Below are 11,842 nucleotides of genomic sequence, written 5' to 3'. Positions count from 1 at the left end.
ACGTCTCCGGCGGAGCGCAGCAGGCCGAAGCAGCGCTGCCGTTGGGCTCGGGTCAGGCGTAGGCCGATCCGGGCGGTGCGATGCACGACCGGATCGGGGCTAGCGCCACGACGTCTAGGCATGGAGCAAGAATGTCACGGCCGTCGAACCCGGTCAACGGTCATGGACACCGCACTAGCCGCTTCGGGGCACCACCACGATCGGCAGGCGGGCCCGGCGGATCAGGCGGGTGGATACTCCTCCCAGCAGCACCCGGCGGGCCGGGCCGTAACCCCGGGAACCGCAGAACAGCACGTCCACCTCGGTCAGCGCGGCCAGCCTGCCCACCACGTCGCCCGCCTCGACGCGCCAGTCCACGCGCACGTCCGGCACCGTTTCGGCGGCCCGGGACAGTGACAGCTCGTACGTCTCCCTCGCCGTCTCCAGGAATGCCCGCTCCGCGTCGTCGCCGATGAGGAACGGCAGCGACGCGTCGGCCTCGGCGACCACCGTGTAGAGGCGGAGCTCGTCGCCCGTCCGCCTCGCCATCCGGGCCGCCTCCTCCAGGGCGCGCCGGCCGTCCGGCGTGTCCACATAGGCCACCCCGACCCGGCCGTGCTTGCCCACCGGGCCGGTCAGGCCGGCCGGCGCCACCGCCACCGGGCAGACCGTGCCGGCCAGCAGCCGTTCCGCCGTGCTGCCGCCCGAGCCGACCACCAGCATCGACGCCGCCGCGTGCTCGGCCAGGTCGTGCAGGCCGTGCGCGGCCGACGACGACGCGATCAGGCGGTAGTCGACGTCGGCCGCCGCGCCCTCCAGCGCGGCCCGGGCCCCGTCGAGCACCAGCGTGGCCGCGCGATGGCGGTCGGCCACCCACTCGGCGTCGACCCGGCCCGAGCCCAGGGCGGCCGGCGCCGGGTGCACCACGGCCACGATCAGCGGTACGCCCAGCGTCTGTGCCGTCCAACTCGCCAGCATCAGCGCGTCCGCGCCGGACGCGCCCCCGTCGTATCCGGTGACCACCGGGCCGCTCATCGCGGCTCTTCTTCCTCGTCGTCGTCGCTGTGGTCGCGGGCCCAGCCCGGCGTGGACTGGGGCTCGCTGCGCAGGCGGGAGTTGCGGTAGCCGTACAGCCAATAGATGAGCCCGCCGATGGCCAGCCAGACGATGAACCGGATCCAGGTGTCCACGGGCAGGTCGGTCATCAGGTAGATGGCGAACGCGATGCCGAGCAGTGGCAGCAGCGGCGACCACGGCACGCGGTAGGGCCTCGGCATGTCGGGCCTGGTGCGGCGCAGGACCAGCACGCCGACGTTGACCAGGACGAAGGCGAACAGCGTGCCGATGTTGACCAGCTTGACGATCTCGCTGAGCGGCACCAGCGCGGCCAGGATCGCGATCAGCACGCCGAGCACGATGGTGAGCCGGGCCGGTGTCCCGTACCGCTGGTTGACCTGGGCCAGGCGCTGGGGGAGCAGGCCGTCGCGGCACATGGCGAAGAAGATGCGGGTCTGGCCGTACATGATCACCAGCACCACGCTGGTGATGGCCACGACCGCGCCGAGCGCGAGCACGGCCGCCGCCCAGCTGATGCCGGCGCCCTGGTCGAGGGCGGCGGCCAGCGGCGCGTCGCTCTCCTTCATCTGGTCCGGTGAGGCGATGCCGAGCGCGCCGACCGCGGTCAGCACGTAGAACACCGTGCAGATCAGCAGCGAGCCGATGATGGCCAGGGGCAGGTCGCGCTCCGGTTTCATGGCCTCCTCGCTGCCGGTGGAGACCGCGTCGAAGCCGATGTAGGCGAAGAAGATGACCGCCGCGGCCGCCGTCACCCCGTCCACGCCCTCGGGGGCGAACGGCTGGAAGTTGCCGGTGCCGAAGTTGGCGAAGGCGACGACGATGAAGAACACGAGCACGGCCAGCTTGATGGCGACCATCACCAGGTTGACCCGCGCGCTCTCGGTGACGCCGCGGACCAGCAGGAGCGTGATGGCCAGGACCACGAAGACGGCCGGCAGGTTGAAGACCCCGCCGTCCTCGGGGGACTTCGCGATCGCGTCCGGCAGGGCCACGCCGAACGCCGAGTCGAGGAACGCGTTGAGGTTGCCGCCCCAGCCGACCGCGATGGCCGCGACCGACACCCCGTACTCCAGGATCAGGTCCCAGCCGATGATCCAGGCGACCAGTTCGCCCAGGGTGGCGTACGTGTACGTGTACGCGCTGCCCGCGACCGGGATCGACGAGGCCAGCTCCGCGTAGGACAGCGCGGAGAACGTGCACGCCACCGCGGCGAGCACGAAGGACAGGATGACCGCGGGCCCGGCGATGCCCGCCCCCTCGCCGATCACCACGAAGATGCCGGTGCCGATGATCGCTCCGACACCCATGGCGGTCAGATGCGTGGCACCGACCGCCTTCTTGAGCCCGTGCCCCTCCTCCGCCGTCTCGGTGATCAGGGAGCGTACGTCTCTGACCGCGAAGATGCCCGGCCGTCCCGAAGTCGTCGCCATACCGCGTTCACCTCCCGTTATCGGTTCCCGCCGATGTAACGATGTGCCTACCGCCGGTCACGCGCAACCGGGGGACACGCACCGGCTGTCCGCTGTGGTGCCGGAAACACGCGGCAGCCTGCGAGGGTCCGTTCCGCCGGGGTACGGTGTGGCCACGGGAAAGAGAGGTTCTCTGCCATGGGCGAGGCGGTGATGACGACGCGGCGGCAGGCCGACGGCGCGATCGTCGTCGATGTCCGCGGCACTCTCGACGCCGCCACCGTCGGCGCCCTCCGCGAGATCCTGCTCGGCACCCTCCAGCGCGAGCGGCCGGTCACCCTGGTGGTCGATCTGACCTTCGTCACCTTCATGGACTCGCAGGGCATCGGCACGCTGGTCACCGGTCACAACGCGGCCCGCGAGGTCGGCACCCGGTTCATCCTGCGCAACCCGAGCGAGTTCGTGCACCGCCAGTTGCGCGTCACCGGCCTGACCGAGATGTTCGGCCTGCCGCCTTCTTCTTCAACGACGCAGACCTATACGCCTTGAGCGTTTAGAGTGCGGAGATGGAGCGCTCGGCCGGCCGTGAACCCGACTGGCTGAGCATGCCCGCGGCGGCCGGGCGATGGCACGATCTCGACGTCAAGGCCCCGCAGCTCGGCGCCGTGCTCGCCGCGCGGATCTGGACGCCCGCCCAGCGGGCCGGCCGCGTCCTGGTGGCCCACGACGGGCCCGACTACGACCACCACGCCGATCTGGGCCGCTATCTGGCCGCCTCGATCACGGCCGGGCGGATCGCGCCCTGCCGCCTCGTCCTGCTGCCCGCCGGCGACCGCTTGGAGTGGTATTCGGCCTCGCCCGCGTACGCCCGCAGCCTGGCCGAGGAGATCCTGCCGCAGGTGTCCGACGGTCCCGTGGTGGGCATCGGCGCCAGCCTGGGCGCGCTGGCCATGCTGCACTGCCAGCGCCGGCATCCGGGCGCGTTCGCCGGGCTGTTCCTGCAGTCCGGCAGCTTCTTCCAGCCACGCTTCGACAAGCAGGAGTCCGGCTTCGCCCGATGGCTGCGGATCGTCCGGTTCACCGGGCGGGTCCTGCGGGCCCGTGGCGGGCCGCCCGTGCCGGTTCCGGTGGCCATGACCTGCGGTCACGGCGAGGAGAACCTGGCCAACAACCGGAGCATGGCCGCGGCCCTGCGATCGCAGGATTATCCGGTCGCCTTTGCGGAAAACGAAGGTGGTCATGACTGGCCCGCGTGGCGGGACGCCCTGGATCCGCACCTCACCTCACTGCTAAACGGGCTTGAGAGGAGCCGCAGTGGCTGACGTCGAGCACACCATCGGACTGTTGCTGGGAACCGAGGACGACTGGCCGAGAGCCTACGAGGCGCTGCTGCGGCGGATCGGGACGATCACCGGACCGGACGGCAAGACGCACCGGGTCAACGCCGAGCGGGTCACCATCGAGCCGTTCAACCTGCGCTACGAGCCACGGCACGAGCTGGTCATCGACCGGCTCGCGTACTGGTACTACCACCCGCGCGAGTGGCTCAAGAAGATCGCGCTGATGGACGACGTGTACCTGCTGAACAGCCCGTTCACGTTCCAGTCGATGGAGAAGCACGCGGCGTACTGCGCGATGATGCGGCTCGGCCTCAAAGTGCCGGAGACGGTCCTCGTGCCGTACAAAAATCCCTTGGACAACAGCCGGTACGCCTACACGGCCGCCCGCTACAACCAGCCGTTCGACCTCGACCGCACGGCCGAGCAGGTCGGCTATCCGCTCTACATGAAGCCGTACGACGGCGGCGCCTGGGTCGGCGTCTCCAAGATCCGCAATCCGGACGAGCTGCACGCGGCCTACGACGCGTCCGGGGAGCGGCTGATGCACCTGCAGGCCTCGGTCGAGGGGTACGACGTGTTCGCCCGCTCGCTGAGCATCGGCCCCGAGACGATGGTGATGAAGTTCCGGCCCGACCAGCCGATGCACTCGCGCTACGAGGTCGACCACAGCTTCCTCTCGGCCGACGTCGGCGACGAGGTGGTGACCATCTCGCGGCTGGTCAACGCGTTCTTCCGGTGGGAGTTCAACTCCTGCGAGTCCCTCGTACGCGGCACCGACGTGCACCCGATCGACTACGCCAACGCCTGCCCCGACGTGGCGATCACCTCACTGCACTACTACTTCCCGTGGGCGATGGCCGCGCTCGCGCGCTGGACCATCTACTGCGTCGTCACGGGCCGCCGGCCGCGCCTCGACACCGACACCTCGGCCTATTTCGAGATTTCGGACGACAGTTCTTTGTCGTACGCCGAGAAGCTGCGCGAGTATCGGCGATTGGCCGACGCCTACTTCGAGGTCGACCGCTACCAGGACTTCTGCGCCTCCTACCTGGGACACGTGGACGAGGCCGTCAACGACTGGGTCACCTCCGAGGAGTTCCGGTCGCTGCTGCGCGAGACGGTCCGCGCCACCTATCCGGTCCACGAGCACGAGAGGTTCCTCGCACATTTCGGCGGCCTGATCGACGCCTGGCAGCGCGATCATGTCGTACCCCGGGCCTAATGTTTGCGGTGTGCGGATCCGGATCGAGGGACACGACCTGCCCGGCGCCCGGGCCGGGTCGTCGGCCCTGCGCCTGGCCAACGTTCATGCCGGGATGCAGCGCAAGGCGGTCGCCGAGCAGCTGATCCCGGCCTGGGCGCCGTCGGCGACGTGGGAGATCTCGGTCGACGCGCGGGAGGTCGACGACCTGCTCGACGTGGGCGGGCCGTGGGTCCATGGCCGTCCGGGGGCCCGATTTCTCTACCTGACCTGGGGAAACGTCGTCGGGGACGCCTTCGAGATGTTCCGGCGGGCCAAGCTCATGTTCGGCGACGTGCCGACGGCGGTGCTGCGATCGGCGTACGAGGGAAAGGTCTTGATCGGCTCTCTGGGCCTGACCGACGCCCACGGTGACCCGGTGTGTGCCCGGGTGCGGCCCGACTGGAGCGTCGAATGACCGCCGTCGCCCAGGCCATGGTGCGGGTGCTGCACGGGTTCGTCGGGCGCGACGGCTCCCTGGTCCTGTGGGGCGAGTCCTCCGACCGGAGTGAGTTCGCGCTGCCCACCGCCGCGCTGCCGGCCGGCGATGCGCGCCAGGCCACCCTGGTCCTGCCCTCCACCAGCGCCGGGCCGCTGCCCTCGCCCCAGCTGGGCCTGCCGCCCCGGCGCGGGACGCCCCGGCTGCGGGCCTGGCCGGTGCCGGCCGTGACCGTGCCGTTCCTCGACGACGATCTGGCCGACTCGTGGGACGGGCGGCTCGGGCCGTCGGTGCTGTGGATGACCGAGCTGTGCGCGTTCGCGGCCGATCTCGTGCGGCGCGGGCGGGTGCTGCCGGCGGTCCATCCGCACGGGCCGATCGCCCGCTGGCGGCCCGTGCTCACCGGCTTCGACGCCGTCCACCACGCCGACCTGCTGCGCCGGCTGCCGGCGGCGGCCCGGGCCGAGCGGGCCCGGCCCGGCGACGTGGCCGGGCTGCCGGCGCCGGACGCGCTGGCCGCGGCCCTCGACCGTCTCGTCGACGGCCTGGTCCGCACCCGGCTGGCCGAGGCCGGCGTGCGCATCGGCGACGGGTGGCTGACCGCGCTGACCGACGAGCCGCGCTTCGTCGCCGCGCCCGCCCTCGCCGACGACCTGGCCGACAAGCTCGACGCCTGGCACGCGGGTGCGGTCTCCGGCGCCGCCGTGCGGCTGTGCTTCCGGCTCAGCCACATCACCCAGGAGGGGTCGGAACCCGACGCGGTCGACCCGTCCGGCACCCCGCCGCGCGAGGCCTGGCTGCTGGAGTTCCTGCTCCAGGCCGTCGACGAGCCGAGCGCCCTGGTGACGGCGGCCGACATCTGGCGCGACTCGTACGCGCCGCTGCGCCGCTGGACCAGGCACCCGCAGGAGCGGCTGCTCGGCGGGCTGGGGCGGGCGGCCCGGCTCCACCCCGACCTCGAGGCGGCGCTGCGCGTGCCCCGGCCGGTCGACATGGTCCTCGACACCGAGGAGGCCCATCGTTTCCTCAGCCACGCGGCCACTCTCGAGGAGGCGGGCTACGGCGTGCTGCTGCCGGCGTGGTGGCGGCAGCGGCCCGGTCTGGGCCTGGGCCTCAACCTGCGGCCGCGCGAGGCGGTGCCGGCGGTGCTGCGCGACCAGGCGGCCGACCTCGGCCACATGGTCGACTACGACTGGGGGCTGGCGCTCGGCGGCGAGATGCTCACCGAGGCCGAGCTGACCGACCTGGCCCGGGCCAAGGTGCCGCTGGTGCGGCTGCGGGGCCGGTGGGTCTATCTCGACGCGGAGCGGCTCGACGCCGGCCTGCGGTTCCTGGCCCGCGGCGGCGGCACGATGACGGCCGGCGACGCGCTGCGCACGATCAAGCTGCTGCCGCCGGAGGAGCTGCCCCTGCCGGTGACGGCCACGGCCGGCTCGGGGTGGATGGCCGACCTGCTCTCGGGTGACCTCGAACACCGGCTCACCCTGCTCGACCCGCCGGATGCTCTCGTGGGCTCGCTCCGTCCGTACCAGATCAGGGGTTTCTCCTGGCTGGCGTTCCTCGACGGCCTGGGGCTGGGCGCCTGCCTGGCCGACGACATGGGCCTGGGCAAGACGGTGCAGTTGCTGGCCCTGCTCCTGCACCGCCGCTCCGGGCCGGCGCTGCTGATCTGCCCGCTCTCGGTGCTGGGCAACTGGCAGCGCGAGATCGCCCGCTTCGCGCCGTCGCTGAGCGTCGCGGTGCTGCACGGCACGGACCGGGACGTCGCGCTGGACGCCGACATCGTGCTGACCACGTACGCGACGGCGGTGCGCGACGCCGACCGCCTCGCGGCCGTGCGGTGGGACAGGGTGGTGCTCGACGAGGCGCAGAACGTCAAGAACAGCGCGGGCGCGGCGGCGAAGGCGGTGCGGCGCCTCCCGGCCCGGGTACGCATAGCGCTGACCGGCACGCCGGTGGAGAACCGCCTGGCCGAGCTGTGGTCGATCCTCGATTTCGTCAACCCCGGCGTGCTCGCCTCGGCCCACACGTTCCGGGCCCGCTTCGCGGTGCCGATCGAGCGTTACGCCGACGAGGACGCGGCGGCCCGCCTGCGCCAGGCCACCCGGCCGTACCTTCTGCGCCGCGTCAAATCCGACCCGATCGTCATCGACGAGCTGCCCGACAAACGTCACGTGCGGCATCTGTGCGGCCTGACCGGCGAGCAGAGCACGCTGTACAAGGCGATCCTCGAGGAGATGACCAACCGGCTCGACGAGTCGACCGACCGCTGGAACAAGGGCATCGTGCTGGCCGGCATGACAAAGCTGAAACAGGCCTGCGTCCACCCGGCCCTGCTGCTGGGCGACAACTCAGCGCTGCCCGGCCGCTCGGGCAAGCTGGAACGCCTCGAGGAGATCGTCGACCAGGCCTTGGCCCAGGGCGAGAGCCTGCTGTGCTTCACGCAGTTCGCGCGCTTCGGCTCGATGCTGACACCCCACCTGGCCGCCCGCTTCGGCGTGCCCGTGCGCTACCTGCACGGCGGCACCCCGAGGGCCGCCCGCGACGAGATGGTGGCGGCGTTCCAGGCCGACACCCGCCCAGGGGTCTTCGTCCTGTCCCTGAAGGCGGGCGGAACGGGCCTGAACCTGACCGCCGCCAACCATGTGGTGCACGTGGACCGCTGGTGGAACCCGGCCACGGAGGAGCAGGCCACCGACCGGGCGTTCCGCATCGGCCAGACCCGCGACGTGCGGGTACACACCCTGGTCTGCCTGGGCACGTTGGAGGAGCGCATCGACCGCCTCCTGGCCGACAAGGGCGTCCTGGCGGCCCGGGTCGTGGGCAACGGCGAGGGCTGGCTGACTTCGCTGTCCACCACCGAACTCCGCGACCTGCTGACCCTCGCCCCGGAGGCCCTCAGTGACTGACGAGCGGTTGTCGCTGGCGTTTCTGGGGACTTTCGAGTCGCTGCGGATGGGGCCGACCTTTGCCCGGGGGCGCCGCGACGAGCGGGCCGGGCATGTGCGGAGCCTGACCATCTCGGGGAGTCTCGTGGTGGCGCTGGTGCGCGGCCCGGACGACGCGCGGGCGTTCCGGTCGCGGATCGCGTTGCGGGCCTTCGGGGCCTCGGAATGGGCCCGGGTCGAGGAAGATCTGGTTCTCCAGGCGCGGTTCGCGGCCGATCTGCTCGCGGGGCGGATGCCGCCGGGCATCGGGCGGGTGTTCGAGGCGGCCGGGCTGTCGCTGGTGCCGTTGTCGCTCGACGAAGTGGCGATGGACTGCACCTGCGAGCGATGGCCCATGCCCTGCGTACACCTCGCGGCCGCGAGTTACGCGCTGGCGCGCAGTTTCGAGGAGGACCCGTTCGGGGCTTTCGTCTGGCGCGGCCGGGGTCGCGACGAGCTACTGATGCGCCTGCGCGAGCTGCGCAGCGCCCGTGCGGTCACCGGCGAGCCGGCCGCTCCGGCTGCCGCCGAGATCCCCGTCACCGATCCGGGTGACGGGCTGGGAGACCCGGCTGACTTCTGGGGAGACGCGCTTCCTCCGGCGGCGGCGGTCGGCGGGCGTCCCGGGGCCGTGACCAGGCCTGACGCGTTGCTCGACCAGCTCGATCCGCCCGGGCTGGCGCAGGACGGCCGCCCGATTGTGGAGCTTCTGCGGCCCGCCTACCTGGCGCTGCCGGAAGCGTAGCCGAAGTCCGTTCTCCCACGATCGGGTTACACCTTACGAAACTGACCCGTGACATTGCGTACTCATGATCTCCTTCTTGGGACACAGCGTTTTGTCAAGAGAAGGTGTGAAATGAACCGAATCACCCGAATGCTGATGGTCTCCGGTCTGGGTGTCGTCGCCGCCGCGACGCTGGGCGCCGGCACGGCTGTGGCCTCCACGGGCAGCAGCTCGAACGCTGCCCCCCAGGCGACCACGAACCAGGCCAAGCACTGGGACGACGATGACGAGCGCGTCGTTGGTTACTACCGGGACTTCCGTCGCTGCGTCATCGCCGGCCGGCTCGGCGAGCGCTTCGACCGCTGGGACGACGCCGAGTGCGTGCGGGTCGGCTACGGCTTCCGCAGCCGCTGGGCCCTGGTCGTCGAGGACAACGACGACTGGGACGACTGGAGCGACAACTGGTACAACTGGGACCGCGACGACTTCGGCGACCGTGGCCCGGGCTACTACCACCGCTACCACCACCGTCACCACAAGGGCAAGCACTGACATCGTCAGTAAGCACCACATCGAGCCACGGCCCCGCAGGGCCGTGGCTCGATCTGTTCCTGCTTCCGGGGGCGACCCCCGGACACCCCACGGTGTCGTGGTCGTCCTTCAGCGGGCCGGCTGCGGGCGGTGAGTGGCTGGGCGTCGAACGAAACACACAACGTTCGATGAACGCCCCTCCGTTCGGCATGGCCAGCGGCGAGGCGCGTCCAGCACGCAGTGAACGGTGGCGTCATGACGCGCGCCACCTTGTTCACGGAGGTCGCTGACGCGGATGGGTGACAGACGGCGAAGGACTTCGTAGCTGGGCAAGAGGGTGCCCGCCTCGACCGCGTTTCGAGCCCGGTCGGCACGCCGCCGCGCGAGGCCGGCTCCAGGATGGCATGAGTATCGTCGCGGCGTGAATCTGTGGTCGAGACGTCGGAGTAATCCCGCTCGCATGCGACAAAGATGCGGGGCATTCTTTGATTCCTATTGTGGTGGCTCATTGAAGACGGGAATTTGAACGCCGTCTGAAGAAATTCCCGATCCAGTGCGGCCATGACCTACCGGGGCTCCGAAGCGCATGATCGTGAACGCGTCGTCCCGCCTCGCCTTCGAGCCGCCAGCCTGCGACCCCCTCGCCGACGCCCTGAACTGATCCGCCAGATGTCGATCGCCATGATGGATCGGCATAGAACTAACCGATCCGCAACCAACGGCACTTAGTAATAACGAGAGGCCAGCGCCCAAGGCGATCGTGACCTCGAGGGCAGGATCCAGTCCGTGGATGCTTGGCGCAGGTTGCCAGTCATCTTTCCAACTGGTTCAAGTGACGGAGGGAGCGCGACTAGGTCAGACGCCCTGGCTGCCGGAAGCTGACAGCCATGCGGTCGCGCAACAGACAGAGCGTCTCCTCTGCGAGGTGGCAACCATTTCTTGTACGCACACCTTGGATAACTGGGGGGATCGACGTGAAGACTGATTTTGAGAACTTTTATGGCGCAGCAGCTCAGGTGATACCGGTGTTGCTTCTGGCGGTCAGTATTGAGTCAGCGCTGGTGAAACGAATCATGACACTGAGGTCGAATGTGTTGGGCGAATCGTTGTACAAGAACGCCAAGGACTCCTCTAAAGGCGGCAAGGATCGCCCGTTCCTGAGGTTAATGGTGGACCTCATGTCCAGCATGTTGATATTTCACCTTAAATATCTGGTGGTCTCAGTGATCAGCATAACCATTCTTATCGAGCTGGGGGTGCTGATCGCCCTGTCTTACGACTTGAGTGATTTCTGGGTGGGCGTGCTTGTCCCGATGACCGTCATTGACGTTGCCTATCTGATGGCCTTCACGGTCGTCGCCATGTTCCTGGTGACTCAGCCCTCAAAGCCATCCCGCTCGTCCGGGGCAGGATCAACACAGCCCAGAACGATGAGCGGCCAGCGTGCCCGGACCGGGCGGGCACCAGTCGACGCCGGCGAACATGTTGAGCCAGGCCCGCGAGCCCCAACCCTGCGAGATGAGCTGAGTACGTGGCCGTAGACACACGTGATGCTTCCGGCATGCCACTACAGCGCTCGGCGCTGGGTGAGCGCCGAGCGCGGCGGACGACTCCGGGCGAGCGGCCGTATCGCGTCGGGTGGGTGGCCGGGGGTGGTCAGGCTGTTGCCAGGTAGAGGTCGGCTCCTTCCTCGTGGTGGATCTCCAAGTCGGTGGTGAACGCGCGGGGCGGGGTGGCGCCGCTCTCGGTGTGCCGCCAGGCCGTTGCCCAGGCCTCGATGAGCGCCGCCGGCATCGCGCCCCGGGCCTCCACCAGCAGGTATTTTCCGGCCGGGACCCGCGCGGTGGCCATGCCGCCGGGAACGGCCGCGGACTCGGTCACCGCTACGCCCACGATCTGGGTGTACGCCCCGTGGTGGTCGGACTCGTAGCCGGTCAGAACCGCGTACAGCCGCTGGTCCCGCCGCCCCTCCACGCCGTCGAACGCCCCGGGCGCCGTCGCGCGCTGCCACAGCCCGGGAATCCGGGCCCGCGCCGGGTCGGCCTCGTCGGCGTTGTGTGTCCGCACCGCGTAGCCGATGACGACCACCTCGTCCTGCTCGGCGAGCCTCACGCTTCCTCCTCTGTCGAAAAGCCGTGCCGGGAGGATCGTCGCACCCGGGTACGACACTTTCCGG

The 11,842-nt window shown here is 70.1% G+C and carries 11 protein-coding genes; 8 read left to right on the top strand and 3 right to left on the bottom strand.

Annotated features, from left to right (window positions below):
- Nucleotides 1–174: 174 nt before the first annotated feature.
- Both ACFY36_RS06770 and ACFY36_RS06765 read right to left on the bottom strand, forming a co-directional pair.
- A complete protein-coding gene (locus ACFY36_RS06770) occupies nucleotides 175–1,014 on the bottom strand; it encodes a universal stress protein (RefSeq protein WP_499744944.1) in 840 nt (279 codons plus the stop codon).
- Nucleotides 1,011–2,486, bottom strand: a complete 1,476-nt coding sequence (locus tag ACFY36_RS06765) for an amino acid permease (RefSeq protein WP_499744943.1) — start codon at nucleotides 2,484–2,486, stop codon at nucleotides 1,011–1,013. Before ACFY36_RS06765 ends, ACFY36_RS06770 begins: the two co-directional genes overlap by 4 nt.
- Before the next feature lie 177 nt (nucleotides 2,487–2,663).
- Here ACFY36_RS06765 and ACFY36_RS06760 point away from each other — a divergent pair, with 177 nt between their 5' ends.
- The 8 genes from ACFY36_RS06760 (at nucleotide 2,664) to ACFY36_RS06725 (ending at nucleotide 11,207) form a co-directional block, all read left to right on the top strand.
- Nucleotides 2,664–3,014 (top strand): STAS domain-containing protein, encoded by a 351-nt coding sequence (locus tag ACFY36_RS06760; RefSeq protein ID WP_097321923.1) that lies wholly within the window; start codon nucleotides 2,664–2,666, stop codon nucleotides 3,012–3,014.
- A 17-nt stretch (nucleotides 3,015–3,031) separates the two neighbouring features.
- Nucleotides 3,032–3,787, top strand: coding sequence for an alpha/beta hydrolase (locus ACFY36_RS06755; protein WP_499744942.1), 756 nt, complete (start codon nucleotides 3,032–3,034; stop codon nucleotides 3,785–3,787).
- Nucleotides 3,780–5,027, top strand: a complete 1,248-nt coding sequence (locus ACFY36_RS06750; protein WP_499744941.1) for an ATP-grasp domain-containing protein — start codon at nucleotides 3,780–3,782, stop codon at nucleotides 5,025–5,027. Before ACFY36_RS06755 ends, ACFY36_RS06750 begins: the two co-directional genes overlap by 8 nt.
- 10 nt (nucleotides 5,028–5,037) lie before the next feature.
- Nucleotides 5,038–5,463: a DUF5990 family protein gene (locus tag ACFY36_RS06745; protein WP_499744940.1), complete on the top strand. Its 426-nt coding sequence runs from the start codon at nucleotides 5,038–5,040 to the stop codon at nucleotides 5,461–5,463.
- Nucleotides 5,460–8,393: a DEAD/DEAH box helicase gene (locus tag ACFY36_RS06740; RefSeq protein ID WP_499744939.1), complete on the top strand. Its 2,934-nt coding sequence runs from the start codon at nucleotides 5,460–5,462 to the stop codon at nucleotides 8,391–8,393. The genes ACFY36_RS06745 and ACFY36_RS06740 overlap by 4 nt, the downstream gene beginning before the upstream one ends.
- Nucleotides 8,386–9,156 (top strand): SWIM zinc finger family protein, encoded by a 771-nt coding sequence (locus tag ACFY36_RS06735; RefSeq protein WP_499744938.1) that lies wholly within the window; start codon nucleotides 8,386–8,388, stop codon nucleotides 9,154–9,156. Before ACFY36_RS06740 ends, ACFY36_RS06735 begins: the two co-directional genes overlap by 8 nt.
- Nucleotides 9,157–9,267: 111 nt before the next feature.
- Nucleotides 9,268–9,687, top strand: a complete 420-nt coding sequence (locus tag ACFY36_RS06730; RefSeq protein WP_499744937.1) for a hypothetical protein — start codon at nucleotides 9,268–9,270, stop codon at nucleotides 9,685–9,687.
- A 953-nt stretch (nucleotides 9,688–10,640) separates the two neighbouring features.
- Nucleotides 10,641–11,207 (top strand): hypothetical protein, encoded by a 567-nt coding sequence (locus ACFY36_RS06725; protein WP_499744936.1) that lies wholly within the window; start codon nucleotides 10,641–10,643, stop codon nucleotides 11,205–11,207.
- Nucleotides 11,208–11,322: 115 nt separating this feature from the next.
- Here the strand turns inward: ACFY36_RS06725 and ACFY36_RS06720 are convergent, their stop codons facing one another.
- A complete protein-coding gene (locus ACFY36_RS06720; protein ID WP_499744935.1) occupies nucleotides 11,323–11,778 on the bottom strand; it encodes a GyrI-like domain-containing protein in 456 nt (151 codons plus the stop codon).
- Between the last annotated feature and the right edge of the window lie 64 nt (nucleotides 11,779–11,842).

The sequence above is a fragment of the Actinoplanes sp. NPDC000266 genome (assembly GCF_042899005.1).
In the GTDB taxonomy this organism is placed as follows: Bacteria; Actinomycetota; Actinomycetes; order Mycobacteriales; family Micromonosporaceae; genus Actinoplanes.
The sequence above is the reverse complement of the archived record's forward strand: the minus strand, read 5'-3'. Positions and strand labels throughout refer to the sequence as shown.